The organism is Kitasatospora sp. P5_F3 (assembly GCF_054049135.1).
This window is the reverse complement of sequence record NZ_JBFUMY010000003.1, coordinates 134,121-151,056: the sequence shown is the minus strand read 5'-3', so window position 1 is coordinate 151,056 and position 16,936 is coordinate 134,121. Positions and strand designations below refer to the sequence as shown.

Here is a 16,936-nt window from a genome sequence, read left to right as displayed (position 1 = left end):
AGGAACTCCTCTGATGGCCAAGAACGTTGTCGTCCTCGACTACGGCTCGGGCAACCTCCGCTCGGCCCAGCGCGCGGTCGAGCGCACCGGTGCGAACGTCACCGTCTCGTCCGACTTCCAGACCGCGATGGACGCCGACGGCCTGCTGGTGCCGGGCGTCGGCGCCTTCGAGGCCTGCATGCGCGGCCTGAAGGCGGTGCGCGGCGAGCAGATCATCGGCCGCCGGCTGGCCGGTGGCCGGCCGGTGCTGGGTATCTGCGTCGGGATGCAGATCCTGTTCGAGAAGGGCGTCGAGCACGGCGTCGAGACCGCCGGCTGCGACGAGTGGCCCGGTACGGTCGAGCCGCTGGACGCCCCGATCGTCCCGCACATGGGCTGGAACACCGTCGATGTGCCCGAGGGCAGCCGGCTGTTCGCCGGCCTGGACCCGGAGACCCGGTTCTACTTCGTGCACTCCTACGGCGTGCGCCGCTGGGAGCTCGAGGTCACCAACCAGAACATCCGGTCCCCCCTGGTCAGTTGGGCCACCCACGGGCAGCCGTTCGTCGCCGCGGTGGAGAACGGCCCGCTCTGGGCCACCCAGTTCCACCCCGAGAAGTCCGGCGACGCGGGTGCCGCGCTGCTGACCAACTGGGTCAACACCCTCTGACAACTCCCTTTCGTGCCAGGCCCGTTCCGATTCAGGAAAGTTGCACCATGAGCCGCCTCGAACTGCTGCCCGCCGTCGACATCCGCAACGGCCAGGCCGTCCGCCTGGTCAAGGGCGCCTCCGGCACCGAGACCTCCTTCGGCACGCCGCTCGCGGCGGCACTCGCCTGGCAGAGTGCGGGCGCCGAGTGGCTGCATCTGGTGGACCTGGACGCCGCGTTCGGCACTGGTGACAACCGCGAGATCATCCGCGAGCTGAGCGAGCAGATGAACATCAAGGTCGAGCTCTCCGGCGGGATCCGGGACGACGCCTCGCTGGCCGCCGCACTCGCCACCGGCTGCCGCCGGGTCAACCTGGGCACCGCCGCGCTGGAGCAGCCGGAGTGGGTGGCCAAGGTGATCGCCGAGCACGGTGACAAGATCGCGGTCGGCCTGGACGTGGTCGGCACCACCCTGCGCGGCCGCGGCTGGACCAGCGAGGGCGGCGACCTCTACGAGGTGCTGGCCCGCCTCGACGCCGAGGGCTGCGCCCGCTACGTGGTCACCGACGTCAACCGGGACGGCACCCTGACCGGCCCCAACCTGGAGCTGCTGCGCAACGTCTGCGCCGCCACCGACAAGCCGGTGGTCGCCTCGGGCGGCGTCTCCTCGCTGGACGACCTGCGCGCGATCGCCACGCTGACCGGCGAGGGTGTCGAGGGCGCGATCGTGGGCAAGGCACTCTACGAGAGCAAGTTCACCCTCGAAGAGGCCCTGGAGGCCGTTTCATGACGGACCGTCAGATCGTACGCGGCAGGATCGCCGGATTCTCCCCCTGGGAGGACGAGTTCGGCTACTCGCGCGCCGTGGCGGCCGGGGACCACGTCCACGTGGCCGGCACCACCGCGTGGGTGGACGGGCGGATCGAGCACGAGGGCGACCCGTACCACCAGACCCTGGCTGCCTTCGGCGTCGGCCTGCAGGCCCTCGCCGCGTACGGTCTGACGGCGGACGACGTGTTCCGCACCAGGATGTACATCACCCATGTCCGGGACGCCGACGAGGTCGGCCGGGCCCACCTGACCCTGTTCGGCGCCTCCCGGCCCGCCGCCACCATGGTCGTGGTGGAGGGCCTGATCGACTCCCGGATGATGGTCGAGATCGAGCTCGACGCCTACCGCGCCGGGCTCGCCAGCAGCTTGGAAGGTTTGTCGCAATGACCCTCGCCGTACGAGTCATCCCCTGTCTGGACGTGGACAACGGGCGGGTGGTCAAGGGCGTCAACTTCCAGAACCTGCGGGACGCGGGCGACCCGGTCGAGATGGCCAAGCTCTACGACGCCGAGGGCGCCGACGAGTTGACCTTCCTCGACATCACCGCCTCCTCCGGCGACCGGGAGACCACCTACGACGTGGTCCGCCGGACCGCCGAGCAGGTCTTCATCCCGCTCACCGTCGGCGGCGGCATCCGCGCCGTCGAGGACGTCGACAAGCTGCTCCGGGCCGGCGCCGACAAGGTCGGCGTCAACACCGCCGCGATCGCCAGGCCCGAGCTGATCCGCGAGATCGCCAAGCGCTTCGGCCGTCAGGTGCTGGTCCTCTCGGTCGACGCCCGCCGCTGCCCGCCCGGCACCGAGACCGCCTCCGGCTTCGAGGTCACCACCCACGGCGGCCGCCAGGGCACCGGGCTGGACGCGGTCGAATGGGCGGGCCGGGCCGCCGAGTTGGGCGCAGGCGAGATCCTGCTCAACTCGATGGACGCGGACGGCACCAAGGACGGCTACGACCTCGAGCTGATCCGCGCCGTCCGCAAGGCCGTCGCCGTCCCGGTGATCGCCTCCGGCGGCGCGGGCAAGCTCGCCGACTTCGCCCCCGCGGTCGACGCCGGCGCGGACGCCGTCCTGGCGGCGAGCGTCTTCCACTTCGGCGACCTCCGGATCGGCCAGGTCAAGGAAGCCCTCCGCAGCACGGGGCACCCGGTCCGCTAAGGCAAGGTTGCACCTGCCAGGGGCTCGGGGCTCTGCTGATGTGCGGCTCCGCCGCGTGGGCGACGCCGACCCCGAGCCCCTGGACAGTGCAACTTACTCGCTGCGGATGACCGCGAAGCGTGCGCCGAACGGGTCCGTCAGCCAGGCCATCCGGCCGATGCCGGGGGCGTCCATGCCGGGGAGCAGCACCGTCCCCCCGCTCTCCACCGCGTGGGCGATCGTTGCGTCCGGGTCCGCGACCTCGAAGTACGGCAGCCAGTCTGCTTGGGGGTGCTCGCTCGGGGCGATCCCGCCGAACGAGGTGTCCTGCTGGTCGCCCTCGGCCACCGAGACCACGGTGTACGTCATCCCGGGGACCTCGACCTGCTCGGTGCGCCACCCGAACAGCGCCCGGTAGAAGGCCACCGCCGCCGCTGCGTCGGGCGTGTGCAGTTCGGCCCAGCGCAGCGAGCCCGGCGAGCCCGCCGTGTCGAGGCCGGCCGTCCGTGCGGCCTGCCAGAGGGCGAACCGTCCGCCGTGCGGGTCGGTCAGCGCTGCCATCCGCCCGGCGTCGAAGACGTCGCCCGGCTCGACCCGCACGGTGCCGCCGGCCTGTTCGGCGGTCTTCGCGGTGGCGTCCACGTCCGGGGTGGCGAAGTAGAGCGTCCAGGACGACTGCGCGCCCTCCTCGGTCAGCGGGCCGAGTGCGGCCACCGTCCGCCCGTCCAGCTGGAAGAAGCCGTAGCCGCCCGCCTCCGGGCCGGCCGACCGGAAGGTCCAGCCGAGCACCTCGCCGTAGAAGGCGGCGGCCGCAGCGGTGTCGGGGCTGCCCAGGTCGAGCCAGTTCGGCGAGCCGGTCTGAAAGTCGGTGGTGAGCATGCGGAAACCGCTCCTTCGGGTGGCATGGCGTCGTCCGGACCACCCTGCCACCCGCCACTGACAGAGGCGCGCCGACTGACGGACTGTCACTCGAACGGCAGTGCCACCCGTAGCGCCTCGGCCGCGTCCGTCGGCCCGCTCACCGTGACCCGCGCCCGCGCCCCCCGGCCGAACGCGAACAGCACCAACTCGCCCGGCTCGCCGGTCACCTCGACGGTCGGCCCGGTCTGCCGCGAGACGGTCACCGCCCGGCCGTCCGGCCGCCGCAGCACCAGCCGTACCGGGGACTTCCGGCCGGCCTCCAGCCGGGCCAGCATCGGCAGCCGCCGCCAGAGCGCCTCGGTCAGCCCGGGTTCGAGCGGCTCCGGCTGCCACTCCTCACCGGCCCGCCGGACGTCCTCCGCGTGCACGAAGTACTCGACGACGTTGGCCGCCTCGTCCGCGCCGGGCAGTGAGAAGGGGGAGAACGCCGACGGCCCGGTCCGGAACAGCCGCAGCAACTCCTCGTACGGGCGCGCCCGGTAGCCCTCCTGGACCCGGGCCGTCCAGCCGGCCAGCGGGGTCAGCCTGATCCCGGCCGCCGCGTCCATCCGCCGCTCGCGCACCACCAGATGGGCGGCCAGGTCGCGGGTGGTCCACCCCGTGCAGAGGGTCGGCGCGTCCGGCCCGGCCGCACGCAGGAGTCCGGTCAACCGCTGGCGCTGCACTCGAGCGAAGTTCGACATGCGGCCCAGCCTACGTGCGTGTGCTGAGCCGAACTAGCTTGGCCCCAGCCCCTTCAGATGCCCCGTCAGCCGCCGCCCGCCTGGCTGGTCGGTGACGGACATGATGCAGGTCGCGTCCCGCAGCCCGGCCTGGTAGTGCACCAGGCGCGGCCCGAGGTAGCGCCCGAAGTAAGGTCCGCCGCCGCCCTGCCTGCCCTCCCACTCCACCAGGTGCGGTTCGCAGGCCGCGGTCATCGCCTGCTGGATCGCCGGCTCACCGGTCAGCCCGTCGGGCAGCACGATGTCGGCGACCACCTCGCCGTCGTGCGGTTGCTCGCAGGGCCGGGCCTCCGCCGGTGCCGTCGTCCGGCTCAGCGGCTGGTAGTCCAGGCATGTCCCGGGCAGAAAGTACAGATACGGCAGCACCTTCGGCGAAGGTGAAGGCGAGGGGGACGGCGAAGGCGCGGCCGTACTGGGCGGCGGCGGTGACGGCACCGCCCGCTGCTTCGGCTCCGGCCAGAGCAGCACCACCGCACCCGCCGCCAGCAGAAGCAGGACCACCGCCGTGGCCAGCACCCGTCGCCGTTTCATTCCCCGACCCCCTCGTTCCGACCGGGCCCATTCTGGCCGCCCGGGCCGGTCCCGTCAGCTACTCCGCGAAGCCGGAACCGGGCCAGGTATACGCTGGCGGTGGCACGGCCCTGAACAGGTACTGGGGTCTTTGGTTATGCGAGTTGGGATCGTCGGGCACGAGGGGCTCTCGGATCTGAGCGAGATGCTGGTCCGGGGCGAGCTGTGGCGACTGGTCACCACGTTCGGCAGCTACGACCTGGTCGGGGTGACCTGTCTGGCGGCCGGCCCTGAGACCTGGTTCGCCCAGTCGGTGCTGGAGCACGGCGGCAAGGTCGAGGTGATCGTCTCGGCCACGGCCGGGAAGGCCGGGGCGTTCGCGGGAGCCGGCCGGCAGGCCAGGCAGCGGCTGATGAACGAGGCGAACGCGGTGCACCGGCTGGCCCCGGTCGAGGTGGGCGGTCTCGGCGACGACACCTGCCGGGCCCTGGTCGCGATGGTGGACGAGCTGATCGCGGTCTGGGACGGCCGCCCCGAGGGGCACACCGCCGAGGTGGTGAAGGCGGCGGAGCGGGCCGGACTGTACGTAGAGGTGGTCTGGCCGCAGGGGTGCGAGAGCCCGGCGGCGTGACTGGGCGGGTACCGGGGGAGCAGGGTTGAGCTGCCACAATGGACGCCATGTCGACCACTCCCGCCGCCCCCGGCAGCACCGCCCTCGCCCCTGACATCGCCGCCCGGCTCAAGCGCACCGAGGACGGCCTGCTGCCGGCGATCGCCCAGCAGTACGACACCGGCGAGGTGCTGATGCTCGGTTGGATGGACGACGAGGCGCTGCACCGCACCCTGACCACCGGCCGCTGCACGTACTGGAGCCGCAGCCGCCGGGAGTACTGGGTCAAGGGCGACACCTCCGGCCACTTCCAGCATGTCAAGCAGGTGGCGCTGGACTGCGACGGCGACACCCTGCTGGTCAAGGTCGACCAGGTCGGCGCGGCCTGCCACACCGGCGACCGGACCTGCTTCGACGCGGACGTGCTCCCGCTCGCTCGCTAATCTGTCCCCAGCCCGCCCCAACTGACGAACGGTGCCAAGCCAGATGGACCTTGAGGACTTCCGCAAGCTCGCCGTAGACACCCGGGTCATCCCGGTCACCCGCCGGCTCCTCGCGGACGGCCTCACCCCCATCGGGCTGTACCGCAGCCTGGCCGACGAGCGTCCCGGCACCTTCCTGCTGGAGTCGGCCGAGCAGGGCAACTGGTCCCGGTACTCCTTCGTCGGCGTGCACAGCGCGGCCGCCCTGACCGCCGACCCGGACGGCAACGCCCGCTGGCACGGCAGCCCGCCGGTCGGCATCCCCACCACCGGCGACCCGCTGGAGGTGCTGCGGGCCGCGCTGGAGGCCCTGCACACGCCCCGGCACACCGACGACGGCCTGCCGCCGCTCACCGGTGGCCTGGTCGGCTACCTCGGGTACGACGTGGTCCGCCGGCTGGAGAAGCTGCCGAACCTCACCCCGGACGACCTGAAGCTCCCCGAGCTGACCATGCTGCTGGCCACCGACCTGGCCGTGCTCGACCACGCCGACGGCACGGTGGTGCTGATCGCCAACGCGGTCAACCACAACGACCTGGCCAGCGGCGTGGACGAGGCGTACACCGACGCCGTCGCCCGGCTGGACCGGATGCAGGCCGACCTGGCCCGGCCGGTCGACCCGGGTCTGGCGACCTTCACCCCCACGGCGGTTGACGCCCACTCACCCTTCGGTGGCGCCCCGTACCGGGCGGCGGTCGAGGAGGTGAAGGAGCGGATCCGGGCCGGCGAGGCGTTCCAGGTGGTGCCCTCGCAGCGGTTCGAAGCACCGTGCGAGGCCAGCGCGCTGGACGTCTACCGCGTCCTGCGCACCACCAACCCCAGCCCGTACATGTACCTGTTCCGCTTCCCCGGCCCGGACGGCACCGCCGAGGGCGGCTTCGACGTGGTCGGCTCCAGCCCGGAGGCGCTGGTCAAGGTGACGGGCGGTCAGGCGATGGTGCACCCGATCGCCGGCACCCGGCACCGCGGCGCCACCCCGCACGAGGACGCCGAGCTGGCCGCCGAGCTGCTCGCCGATCCGAAGGAGCGGGCCGAGCACCTGATGCTGGTCGACCTCGGCCGCAACGACCTCGGCCGGGTCTGCGAGCCCGGCAGCGTCGAGGTGGTCGACTTCATGTCGGTCGAGAAGTACAGCCACGTGATGCACATCGTCTCCACCGTCACCGGCCGGGTGGCGGCGGGCCGTTCCGCCTTCGACGTGCTGACCGCCTGCTTCCCGGCGGGCACCCTCTCCGGTGCCCCCAAGCCCCGCGCGATGCGGATCATCGAGGAGCTCGAACCCACCCGCCGCGGCCTCTACGGCGGCTGCGTCGGCTACCTCGACTTCGCCGGCGACTCCGACACCGCGATCGCCATCCGCACCGCCCTGCTCCGCAACGGCACCGCCTACGTCCAGGCCGGCGCCGGCGTGGTGGCCGACTCCGACCCGCACTCCGAGGACACCGAATGCCGCAACAAGGCCGCCGCCGTCCTCCGCGCCGTCGCCACCGCCAACACCCTGCGCAGCTCGCTATCGTGAGTGACGCAGGAGCCCACCGAGTCGCGTAGAGAGGCGGCGGGGATGACCGCGATGAGCACCGAGAGCGCCTGGGACGTCCTGGAAGGGGTCAAGCTTCCGGAGGGCTACAAGGTGGAGATCACGGACGGGAAGATCATCATGACGCCCCAGGGGGAGAAGCAGCGGAAGGTCATCCTCAAGGCCGCCCCGCAGATCGAGCATCAGCTCGCGGGACAGGGTGACATCCTCTCGGACGTCATGGTCGACTTCCCGTCCAGCCTCTACGGCTACGCCCCAGACCTGGCGATCGTTGCACCGGGCGCCGAGCACAACAGCCGGGGCCGCTACGAGTGGCACGACCTCGAAGCCGTCCTCGAGGTCGTGTCGGCCTCCAGTCAGGACAACGACTTCGTCAAGAAGCTGCGGCTCTACGCCGAATGCGGTATTCCGGTGTACGTGGTGATCGACCCCTCGACGGCGCTCTGCACGGTGTACGGCGACCCGAGCCGGACCGGTGTCTACCAGTCCCAGGAAGCCGTGCCGTTCGGCGGCGACCTGCGGCTGCGGCTGGACGGGCGCGAGCTGACGGTCCGTACGGACGGGTTCCCGGCGGACCCCCGCTGACCGGCGCCGGGGCGGTTCAGGGATAGTGGACGGGTGACCTCGCTTCCCTCGCCCCGTACCGCTGAGCCCGCTGCCGTCGAGACCGCGCCGAAGAAGAACAGCCGCCGGAGTCTCGGCGTGATGCTGGCGCTGACCGTGCTCGGGGCGGTGCTGGTGCTGACCGCCGTGAGCCGGGTGTGGGCGGCGGGGAAGGCCGGGGGGCTGGCGGTCGAGGTGACCGGGAGTGCGGTTTCGGGGCTGCCGGGCGGGCTCGCGCTGGTCGGGCTGGCGTCGGCGGTGGCGGTCTTCGCGGTGCGTGGCGTGGGCAAGGCGGTGGTGGGCGCCCTGGTGACGCTGGCCGGGCTCGGGGCCGCGGTGGCGGCGGTGGTCGGCGCGACCGGTGCCGGTGCGCTGAACGGCGAGGCGGCCAAGAAGCTGGCGCTGGTGAGCGCCCAGGCGGAGCAGGTGAGCCACACCGCCTGGCCGTGGGTGGCCGCGCTGGGCGGGCTGCTGCTGGCCGTCGCCGGGCTGTTGACGGTGCGGTACGGCCGGGACTGGCCCGCGATGGGCAGCCGGTACGACGCGCCGGCGCGCAAGGCCACGCCGAAGGCGCAGGGCGCCGGGACCCCGGCCGAACTGTGGCAGGCGCTGGACCGTGGCGAGGATCCCACCTGAAACGGAGGCCCCCGCTTGGGGTCGGACGTCAGGGCCCGGCACAATGGGGACGTAAACCCGCCGAGCGCCCGTCAGCCCGGCCGGGCCCCGGAGAACCAAGGAGCACCATCAGATGTCGGCAGCAGCGCACGGCAACACCCCCGCCGCCTGGACCGGCTCGACCATCGCCTTCATCGGCTTCACGGTCAGCGGCGTCGCCATGATCCTTCCCGCCATCTGGCTGTTCTGGGTGGGCCTGGCCGTCGTCGTGCTCGGCGGCGTGGTCGGCAAGGCGATGGCGATGGCGGGCATGGGCAAGCAGCCCAGCCAGAACTTCGCCACCCCCGAGGAGACGATCGCTCGCCGCGAGGCCGTCACCGCCGGGGCCTGAACCCCCGTCAGATCCGTCACAGGGAGCGGCAGGCGCACGGAGCGCCGGTCGCTCCCTGCTGCGTGACACGCACGCCCGCCTGAGGGGTGAGCCCCGGTGGCCGGGGCAGAATCGGCGGTGTGAACGCCGCCCCGCAGCCCGCCCCGCAGCCCAGCGCCCCGCCCGTGCCGCCGTCCCCGCTGCGCCGGCTGGTCCGCCCGCTGGCCGCCCTGACGGCGGTCGGCCTGCCGACGCTGTACGTGGCGGGGGTGGACCCGAACACGCCCGGCCACTACCCGACCTGCCCGGTGCTCGCGGCCACCGGCTGGTGGTGTCCCGGCTGCGGCGGCCTGCGGGCCGTGCACGCGCTGACCCACGGCGAACTGACCGCGGCCGTGCACGACAACCTGCTGGTGGTGCTGCTGGCGGTGGTCGCCGTACTGCTCTGGGTGGGCTGGCTGTGGGCCGCCCTGACCGGCGGGAAGGCGCCCCGGATCGGTTTCGGCGCGGCCCGTACTGTCCTGCTGGTGCTGGTCCTCGGGCTGTTCATGGTGCTGCGAAACCTCCCGATCGGAGCCGCTCTGGCACCGCCCTCGGTGTAGCCCTCCGGCGTGTGCGCCGGTCCGCTCCGCGAGACGCGCGCCGGGCGGATGCGGTTCGCGCCCCCCGCGCCCGATACCATCGAGAGGCCGACGGGGGCAGATCAGCACCGGACCTGCACAGGTCCGGTCCGGTTCGTACCCGCGGTGTTACACCCGACTAGCCGGGCGATCGCCCGGCAGAACGATGGGGGCGCCCGCGTGAGTGTGCTCGACGAGATCATCGACGGGGTCCGCGAGGACCTCGCCGAGCGACAGGCCCGGGTCTCCCTGGACCAGCTCAAGGAGCTGGCCGCCAAGGCTCCCGACGCCAAGGACGGCGTTGCCGCGCTGCGTGGCGACGGCATCCGGGTGATCTGCGAGGTCAAGCGCTCCAGCCCGTCCAAGGGAGCGCTGGCGGCGATCGCCGACCCGGCGGCCCTGGCGCTCGACTACGCGGCCGGCGGTGCCGCCGCGATCAGTGTGCTGACCGAGCAGCGCCGCTTCGGCGGTTCGCTGGCCGACCTGGACGCAGTCCGGGCCGCGGTCGAGACCCCGATCCTGCGCAAGGACTTCATCGTCACCGCCTACCAGCTCTGGGAGGCCCGCGCCCACGGCGCCGACCTCGCGCTGCTGATCGTGGCGGCCCTGGACCAGCCCGCGCTCGTCTCGCTCATCGAGCGGGCCGAGTCGATCGGGCTCACGCCCTTGGTCGAGGTGCACGACGAGGAGGAGATCGCCCGCGCGGTGGACGCCGGAGCGAAGATCATCGGCGTCAACGCCCGCAACCTCAAGACCCTCGAGGTCGACCGGAACACCTTCGGCAACGTGGTGGACGCCATCCCGGCGCACATCGTCCGCATTGCCGAGTCCGGGGTGCGCGGCCCGCACGACCTGATCGCGTACGCCAACCTGGGCGCGGACGCCGTGCTGGTGGGCGAGTCCCTGGTGACCGGCAAGGACCCGAAGGCGGCCGTGGCCGACCTGGTGGCCGCCGGTGCCCACCCGGCGCTGCGCAACAACGGGCGGGGCTGACCCGGATCATGAGCGCCCGTCTCGCCCCTGGCTGCCGCCCGCGCGGCTGCCGCGCGCCCGCGCGCCGGGTGCTGGGGCGGCGGGTGCGGTACGTGATCGGCTGCGAGCCCGGGCAGGTGCCGGGCCGCCGATGGCGCAGGACGAACGGCTGAGCACAGCCATGCCACGTTCCTGACAGTCATTCACCGAATCACGAGGACTACAGCCATGTCCGAAAAGGACTACCTGCCAGGCGCTCAGGTCCCCGACGCCCGGGGCTACTTCGGCGCGTACGGCGGCCGCTTCATCCCGGAGGCGCTGGTCGCCGCGGTCGAGCAGGTCGCCGAGGAGTACGAGAAGGCCAAGGCCGACCCGGCCTTCGCGGCCGAGCTCGACGCGCTGCTCAAGGACTACACCGGGCGGCCGAGCCCGCTCACCGACGTGCACCGGTTCTCCGCCGAGGCGGGCGGGGCGCGGATCCTGCTCAAGCGCGAGGACCTGAACCACACCGGCTCGCACAAGATCAACAACGTGCTGGGCCAGGCGCTGCTGACCCGCCGGATGGGCAAGACCCGGATCATCGCCGAGACCGGCGCAGGACAGCACGGCGTGGCCACCGCCACCGCCTGCGCGCTGTTCGGCTTCGACTGCACCATCTACATGGGCGAGGTCGACACCGAGCGCCAGGCGCTCAACGTGGCCCGGATGCGGATGCTGGGGGCCGAGGTGATCCCGGTGACCTCCGGCAGCCGCACGCTCAAGGACGCCATCAACGAGGCGTTCCGGGACTGGGTCGCCAACGTCGACTCCACCCACTACCTGTTCGGCACGGTCGCCGGGCCGCACCCCTTCCCGGCGATGGTCCGCGACTTCCACAAGGTGATCGGCATCGAGGCCCGCGAGCAGGTGCTGGAGCGGACCGGCAAGCTGCCGGACGCCGTCGTCGCCTGTGTCGGCGGCGGCTCCAACGCGATGGGCATCTTCCACGAGTTCATCCCGGACGCGGGCGTCCGGCTGATCGGCTGCGAGGCGGCCGGCGAAGGCGTGGACACCCCCAGGCACGCGGCCACCCTGACCAAGGGCGACCCCGGCGTGCTGCACGGCTCGCGCACGTACGTGCTGCAGGACGAGGACGGCCAGACCATCGAGTCGCACTCGATCTCGGCGGGCCTGGACTACCCCGGCGTCGGCCCCGAGCACGCCTGGCTGAAGGACACCGGCCGGGCCGAGTACCGCCCGGTGACGGACGATCAGGCGATGCAGGCGCTGCGGCTGCTGTCCCGTACCGAGGGCATCATCCCGGCGATCGAGAGCGCGCACGCGCTCGCGGGGGCGCTGGTGCTCGGCCGCGAGCTGGGCCCGGAGGCCACCATCCTGGTGTCGCTCTCCGGCCGTGGCGACAAGGACATGCACACCGCCGCCCAGTACTTCGGCCTGTACGACCAGAACAACGGGGGTAAGTGACCATGGCTTCGAAGCTGAGCGCGGTGCTGGCCGCCGCGAAGAGTGAGAACCGGGCGGCCCTGATCGGCTACCTGCCGGCCGGCTTCCCGACCATCGACGGCGGCATCGCCGCGGTCAAGGCCCTGATCGAGGGCGGCTGCGATGTGGTCGAGGTCGGCCTGCCGCACTCCGACCCGGTGCTGGACGGTCCGACCATCCAGACCGCCGACGACATCGCGCTGCGGGGCGGCGTCCGGATCAAGGACGTACTGCGGACGGTCGCCGAGGCGACCACCGCCCACCCCGGTACGCCGGTGCTGGTGATGACGTACTGGAACCCGGTGGACCGCTACGGCGTGGCCCGGTTCGCGGCCGAGCTGGCCGCCGCCGGGGGAGCGGGCGTGATCCTGCCCGACCTGCCGGTCGAGGAGTCCGACGAGTGGCGCAAGGCGGCGGGCGAGCACGGGCTCGACACCGTCTTCGTGGTCGCCCCCAGCAGCAAGGACCCGCGCCTCGCGGAGGTCACCGCGGCGGGCTCCGGCTTCGTCTACGCGGCCGCCGTGATGGGCGTGACCGGCACCCGGGCGGCCGTCGGCAACCTGGCCGAGGACCTGGTCGCCCGCACGCGGGCCACCACCGACCTGCCGGTCTGCGTCGGGCTCGGGGTCTCCAACGCCGACCAGGCGGCCCAGGTGGCGGCTTTCGCGGACGGGGTGATCGTGGGCTCCGCCTTTGTCCAGCGGATCCTGGACGCGGCCGACGACGACGCCGGGCTGGCGGCAGTCCGTGGCCTCGCCGCTGAACTGGCGGAGGGCGTCCGCCGCAGGTAGGCACCCGGCTCAGTTTCACTCCCCAGGGGCTCGGGGAACTGCGAGGAGGTCTGGCGCTTGGGTCACATCCAAAGTGCCTGACCACTTACGTACGTGTGACCTTTCACGAGGTCGGCGTCGCAGTTCCCCGAGCCCCTGTCGGTAGATGCCCGGAGGGTCAGCCTGGGCCCGCCGTCCGGGTGAAGTGTTGGGGGTTGACGCATCGGCGGCGGTTGGGTGGCGTTGAGTGGAGGGACGAGTTCGTGTGCTGTACGACTCGTTTCGCCGACCGAAGGAGTGCGCCAAGTGCCCTGTCTCCAGCGTGCCGTCCTGCTGCGGGCGGTGGCTGCCGCCCTGGTGCTCGGTGCGACGCTGGGTGCGGAGGCGGCGGTCGGTCCGGTGCTGGCCCAGCGGGGGGCGGAGCGGGCTGAGCGGGATGCGTACGTGTGCAGTCAGGCGGCCCGGGTGGACTCGGTGGTGCGGGCCGGGCGGTCGCAGCACGACGGGCGGCCGCCGCTCAGCCGGCTGGCGGGTCCGGCCGGGTGCGGGCAGCACTGACGCCGGATCAGATCGGACATCTGTTCCTATTTCATCACTCATTCGGCTTAATGCGCGAATGTGGAGTAACCGCCATTCATCCCCTACGGTTCATCAGGAAGCGTGAGTAGCACCACGCCAGGGACGTACCGAGGGGGAGGACCCGATGGCCAGTCAGCAGACCGCCGCCGTACCGGACCGCGGCTCGGGACTGCGCCGCGCGGTCGACGGCGCGGCGGGGGAGTGGTTCGGGCTGGCGGCCCGGATCGGCCTGGCCGTGGTCTGGGCCTGGGCCGGGCTGGCCAAGGTGGCCGATCCGGCGGAGGCGGCGCAGGCCGTGCGGGCGTACGAGATCCTGCCCGAGTCCCTGGTCAAGCCGATCGGTTACGGGCTGCCGTTCCTCGAACTGGCCCTCGCCCTGCTGCTGTTGATCGGTCTCGGGACGCGGATCGTCGCGGTGATCTCGGCCCTGCTGCTGCTCACCTTCATCGGCGGTATCAGCTCCGCCTGGGCCCGTGGCATCTCGATCGACTGCGGCTGCTTCGGCGGTGGTGGCACGGTCGACTCCTCGCAGACCGAGTACCTGCAGGAGATCCTGCGCGACAGCGGCTTCCTGCTGCTGTCCGCGTGGCTGGTGTACCGGCCCAGGACCAAGCTCTCGGCCGATGCCTGGCTGAGCGCTTGACGGACCGACAGCCGCCACCGAACCCACCGGCCCCCACCTTGGACGTACCAGAGCTATGAGTGAGAAGAACCGAGAAGGCAAGCGCACCGCCCGCGAGCGGATGCTGGAGGAGCGGGCCGCCGAGGAGGCCCGTTCGAAGCGGAAGAAGAAGCTGATCATCGGCGGGGTGGTGCTCGCGGTGATCGCGGCGGGTGTGATCACCGGTGTGGTGGTGCAGAACCAGCGCTCCAAGCCGGACACTCCGGTGGCCCACCCGGCCGGCACCATCGGTGACAAGAACCTGGTGATCCCGGACGGCCCGGCCAACGCCCCCTCGGTACTGACCGTCTACGAGGACCCGCGCTGCCCGGCCTGTGGCACCTTCGAGCGTGAATTCTCCAGCACGGTCAACCAGTTGGAGAACCAGGGCAAGCTCTACGGGAACTACCACATCGTCTCGTTCATCGACCGCTCGCTCGGCGGCAAGGGCTCCAAGTACGGCGCCAACGCGCTGGCCTGCGCCCAGGACGCGGGCAAGTTCCGCGAGTACCACGACGTGATGTACAAGAACCAGCCGGAGGAGACCAGCGACTCCTTCAGCGACAAGAGCACCCTGATCGGCCTGGCCAAGCAGGTCCCCGGGCTGGACAGCCCGACCTTCGAGAGCTGCGTCAACGACAACAAGTACGCCGGTTGGGTGGCCGCGGTGCAGCAGGACTTCGACAAGTCCAGCTACAAGTCGACCCCGACCGTGCTGCTCAACGGGACGCCGATCTACCCGAAGAACGGCGAGGAGCAGATCACCCCGGAGAACCTGGCGAAGTGGGTGGACGCCGCCAACGCGGGCAAGCCGCTGGGCACCGTCACCAGCGCCACTCCGGCGCCCTGAGGACGAACGTTCGAAAGCTGTGACCCCGCGCGGTGCCGGAGTGTCGGGCGGGGTCCGGTAGCGTCGACCTCGCCATGGATCTCGCATACATTCCGAGCCCGTCGCGGGGGGTCCTCTATCTGGGGCCCGTCCCGCTTCGCGCCTACGCCTTCTGCATCATCATCGGTGTCGTCGTGGCCGTCTGGCTCGGCAGCAAGCGCTGGGTCGCCCGGGGCGGTGCCAAGCACACCGTCGGCGACATCGCCGTCTGGGCGGTGCCGTTCGGCCTGGTCGGCGGCCGCCTCTACCACGTGATCACCGATCACCAGCTGTACTTCGGGGACGGCAAGGACCCCTGGAACGCCTTCAAGATCTGGGAGGGCGGCCTCGGTATCTGGGGCGCGATCGCGTTCGGCGCGGTCGGCGCCTGGATCGGCGCCCGCCGCCGGGGCGTTCCGCTGCCCGCGTGGGCCGACGCGGTCGCCCCCGGCATCGCGCTGGCCCAGGCCTGCGGCCGCTGGGGCAACTGGTTCAACCAGGAGCTCTACGGTCGGACCACCGACCTGCCCTGGGGTCTGGAGATCCACAAGGTCGAGTCCGACGGTTCGGTGGTGGACGGGGTATTCCACCCGACCTTCCTGTACGAGTCGCTCTGGTGCGTCGGTGTCGCGCTGCTGGTGATTTGGGCCGACAAGCGGTTCACCCTCGGCCACGGCCGCGCCTTCGCGGTCTACGTCGCCGCCTACAGCGTGGGCCGGTTCTGGGTCGAGGACCTGCGGATCGACGAGGCGCACCACATCCTCGGCCTGCGGCTGAACGAGTGGACCGCGATCCTCACCTTCATCGGCGCCATCGCCTACCTGGTGATCGTCGGGAAGAAGCGCCCCGGCCGGGAGGACCCGGACTCGATCGACCCGGCCGCCCACGTCGGTGAACTGACGCTGTCCGAGCCGGAGTCCGTCGCCACCGGCGAGGACCAGCCTGAGGACACCGCCGCAACGACCGACCCGGAGCCCGGGAAACCGTCCTGAACTGCTGACTTCCGACTCCTCGGCCGCCTCGCACCGTCTCGGTGCGGGGCGGCCGAAGTGCTGTTCGGACAGCCTTACTTTGCTGGAAACGATCGTTTCATCGGACTACCTTTCGACTCGTCAGGAGATTTCGCAGTACGTCGTACCTGGGGGCCAGACCGTGACCGTGACCATCGCCGAGCCGATCGCCGAGGAGAACCCGATGCCTCGCATCCCGGCCGAGGGGCACCACCGGGACGTCAACGGTGGCTGGCTCCGCCCGGCGGTGTTCGGCGCGATGGACGGGCTGGTCTCCAACTTCGCGCTGATGACCGGCGTGGTCGGCGGCGCGGTCTCCACCAGCACGGTGATCATCACCGGCCTGGCCGGGCTGGCCGCCGGCGCCTGCTCGATGGCGGCCGGCGAGTACACCTCGGTGGCCTCCCAGCGTGAGCTGGTCGAGGCCGAGATCGAGGTGGAGCGGCTGGAGCTGCGCCGCAACCCGCAGGGCGAACTGGCCGAGCTGTCGGAGCTGTACATCTCCCGGGGGGTCGAGCCGGAGCTGGCCCGCGAGGTGGCCAGGCAGCTCACCGCCGACCCCGAGCAGGCCCTCGAGGTGCACGCCCGCGAGGAGCTCGGGATCGACCCGCACGACCTGCCGTCCCCGACGGTGGCCGCGGTCTCCTCGTTCGGGTGCTTCGCGCTCGGCGCGCTGCTCCCGCTGCTGCCGTACCTGCTCGGCGCCACCTCGCTGCTGCCTGCGCTGGTGCTCGCGTTGGCCGGGCTGTTCCTCTGCGGTGCGGTGGTGGCCAGGGTGACCGCGCGCAGCTGGTGGTACAGCGGGCTGCGGCAGTTGCTGCTGGGTTCGGCGGCGGCTGCGGTGACCTACCTGCTGGGTGCGCTGATCGGCGGTCAGGTCGGCTGACCTGACCCTGTATGAATATGACCTTCCCCACATGGATCACCGACTAGACCTGCACTGATCCCGGCGAGGCGAGGGCCCGGCCGCAGAATCTCATGCGCGGCTCGCCGATCGGAGAAGGATTCGCA

The 16,936-nt window shown here is 71.8% G+C and carries 23 protein-coding genes; 20 read left to right on the top strand and 3 right to left on the bottom strand.

Annotated features, from left to right (window positions below; all coding sequences use genetic code 11):
- Positions 1-13 precede the first annotated feature (13 nt).
- The 4 genes from hisH to hisF are packed head-to-tail and all read left to right on the top strand — an operon-like array spanning position 14 to position 2,614.
- Positions 14-649, top strand: a complete 636-nt coding sequence (gene hisH, locus ACXJMZ_RS02310) for an imidazole glycerol phosphate synthase subunit HisH (RefSeq protein WP_457028271.1) — start codon at positions 14-16, stop codon at positions 647-649.
- 47 nt (positions 650-696) lie between these two features.
- Positions 697-1,419, top strand: a complete 723-nt coding sequence (priA, locus tag ACXJMZ_RS02305; RefSeq protein WP_457028270.1) for a bifunctional 1-(5-phosphoribosyl)-5-((5-phosphoribosylamino)methylideneamino)imidazole-4-carboxamide isomerase/phosphoribosylanthranilate isomerase PriA — start codon at positions 697-699, stop codon at positions 1,417-1,419.
- The gene (locus ACXJMZ_RS02300; protein WP_457028269.1) at positions 1,416-1,847 is read left to right on the top strand and encodes a RidA family protein; all 432 of its coding nucleotides are present in this window, start codon (positions 1,416-1,418) and stop codon (positions 1,845-1,847) included. Before priA ends, ACXJMZ_RS02300 begins: the two co-directional genes overlap by 4 nt.
- Entirely contained in the window at positions 1,844-2,614 is a 771-nt protein-coding gene (gene hisF / locus ACXJMZ_RS02295) for an imidazole glycerol phosphate synthase subunit HisF (protein ID WP_457028268.1), read from the top strand. The genes ACXJMZ_RS02300 and hisF overlap by 4 nt, the downstream gene beginning before the upstream one ends.
- Positions 2,615-2,707: 93 nt before the next feature.
- Here hisF and ACXJMZ_RS02290 read toward each other — a convergent pair whose 3' ends face one another.
- From ACXJMZ_RS02290 to ACXJMZ_RS02280, 3 genes are all read right to left on the bottom strand, one after another.
- On the bottom strand, positions 2,708-3,472 hold the full coding sequence (locus ACXJMZ_RS02290) for a VOC family protein (RefSeq protein ID WP_457028267.1): 765 nt from the start codon (positions 3,470-3,472) through the stop codon (positions 2,708-2,710).
- Positions 3,473-3,558: 86 nt separating this feature from the next.
- The gene (locus ACXJMZ_RS02285; protein WP_457028266.1) at positions 3,559-4,197 is read right to left on the bottom strand and encodes a TIGR03085 family metal-binding protein; all 639 of its coding nucleotides are present in this window, start codon (positions 4,195-4,197) and stop codon (positions 3,559-3,561) included.
- Positions 4,198-4,230: 33 nt separating this feature from the next.
- On the bottom strand, positions 4,231-4,767 hold the full coding sequence (locus ACXJMZ_RS02280) for a hypothetical protein (protein WP_457028265.1): 537 nt from the start codon (positions 4,765-4,767) through the stop codon (positions 4,231-4,233).
- A gap of 136 nt (positions 4,768-4,903) precedes the next feature.
- Between ACXJMZ_RS02280 and ACXJMZ_RS02275 the strand changes: the two genes are divergently transcribed.
- From ACXJMZ_RS02275 to ACXJMZ_RS02200, 16 genes are all read left to right on the top strand, one after another.
- Complete coding sequence (locus tag ACXJMZ_RS02275; protein ID WP_457028264.1) at positions 4,904-5,377, top strand: hypothetical protein; 474 nt, start codon at positions 4,904-4,906, stop codon at positions 5,375-5,377.
- Positions 5,378-5,424: 47 nt separating this feature from the next.
- Complete coding sequence (hisI, locus tag ACXJMZ_RS02270; protein ID WP_457028263.1) at positions 5,425-5,799, top strand: phosphoribosyl-AMP cyclohydrolase; 375 nt, start codon at positions 5,425-5,427, stop codon at positions 5,797-5,799.
- 43 nt (positions 5,800-5,842) lie between these two features.
- The gene (locus ACXJMZ_RS02265; protein WP_457028262.1) at positions 5,843-7,357 is read left to right on the top strand and encodes an anthranilate synthase component I; all 1,515 of its coding nucleotides are present in this window, start codon (positions 5,843-5,845) and stop codon (positions 7,355-7,357) included.
- A gap of 51 nt (positions 7,358-7,408) precedes the next feature.
- On the top strand, positions 7,409-7,960 hold the full coding sequence (locus tag ACXJMZ_RS02260) for a Uma2 family endonuclease (protein ID WP_457028261.1): 552 nt from the start codon (positions 7,409-7,411) through the stop codon (positions 7,958-7,960).
- Positions 7,961-7,993: 33 nt separating this feature from the next.
- Complete coding sequence (locus ACXJMZ_RS02255; protein ID WP_457028260.1) at positions 7,994-8,614, top strand: TIGR02234 family membrane protein; 621 nt, start codon at positions 7,994-7,996, stop codon at positions 8,612-8,614.
- A gap of 112 nt (positions 8,615-8,726) precedes the next feature.
- Entirely contained in the window at positions 8,727-8,984 is a 258-nt protein-coding gene (locus tag ACXJMZ_RS02250) for an HGxxPAAW family protein (protein ID WP_457028259.1), read from the top strand.
- A gap of 119 nt (positions 8,985-9,103) precedes the next feature.
- A complete protein-coding gene (locus ACXJMZ_RS02245) occupies positions 9,104-9,565 on the top strand; it encodes a DUF2752 domain-containing protein (protein WP_457028258.1) in 462 nt (153 codons plus the stop codon).
- Between the two features lie 198 nt (positions 9,566-9,763).
- Positions 9,764-10,576, top strand: coding sequence for an indole-3-glycerol phosphate synthase TrpC (gene trpC, locus ACXJMZ_RS02240; protein ID WP_457028257.1), 813 nt, complete (start codon positions 9,764-9,766; stop codon positions 10,574-10,576).
- Positions 10,577-10,584: 8 nt separating this feature from the next.
- On the top strand, positions 10,585-10,728 hold the full coding sequence (trpM, locus tag ACXJMZ_RS02235; protein WP_369824173.1) for a tryptophan biosynthesis modulator TrpM: 144 nt from the start codon (positions 10,585-10,587) through the stop codon (positions 10,726-10,728).
- A 55-nt stretch (positions 10,729-10,783) separates the two neighbouring features.
- The gene (trpB, locus tag ACXJMZ_RS02230; protein ID WP_184920935.1) at positions 10,784-12,019 is read left to right on the top strand and encodes a tryptophan synthase subunit beta; all 1,236 of its coding nucleotides are present in this window, start codon (positions 10,784-10,786) and stop codon (positions 12,017-12,019) included.
- Between the two features lie 2 nt (positions 12,020-12,021).
- Entirely contained in the window at positions 12,022-12,828 is an 807-nt protein-coding gene (gene trpA, locus ACXJMZ_RS02225) for a tryptophan synthase subunit alpha (protein WP_457028256.1), read from the top strand.
- Positions 12,829-13,113: 285 nt separating this feature from the next.
- Positions 13,114-13,365, top strand: a complete 252-nt coding sequence (locus ACXJMZ_RS02220) for a hypothetical protein (RefSeq protein ID WP_457028255.1) — start codon at positions 13,114-13,116, stop codon at positions 13,363-13,365.
- A 145-nt stretch (positions 13,366-13,510) separates the two neighbouring features.
- Positions 13,511-14,029, top strand: a complete 519-nt coding sequence (locus ACXJMZ_RS02215) for a MauE/DoxX family redox-associated membrane protein (RefSeq protein WP_457028254.1) — start codon at positions 13,511-13,513, stop codon at positions 14,027-14,029.
- A 55-nt stretch (positions 14,030-14,084) separates the two neighbouring features.
- Positions 14,085-14,897, top strand: a complete 813-nt coding sequence (locus ACXJMZ_RS02210) for a DsbA family protein (protein ID WP_457028253.1) — start codon at positions 14,085-14,087, stop codon at positions 14,895-14,897.
- A 74-nt stretch (positions 14,898-14,971) separates the two neighbouring features.
- Complete coding sequence (lgt, locus tag ACXJMZ_RS02205) at positions 14,972-15,907, top strand: prolipoprotein diacylglyceryl transferase (protein WP_457028252.1); 936 nt, start codon at positions 14,972-14,974, stop codon at positions 15,905-15,907.
- Between the two features lie 202 nt (positions 15,908-16,109).
- Positions 16,110-16,811: a VIT1/CCC1 transporter family protein gene (locus tag ACXJMZ_RS02200; RefSeq protein ID WP_457028312.1), complete on the top strand. Its 702-nt coding sequence runs from the start codon at positions 16,110-16,112 to the stop codon at positions 16,809-16,811.
- Positions 16,812-16,936 lie beyond the last annotated feature (125 nt).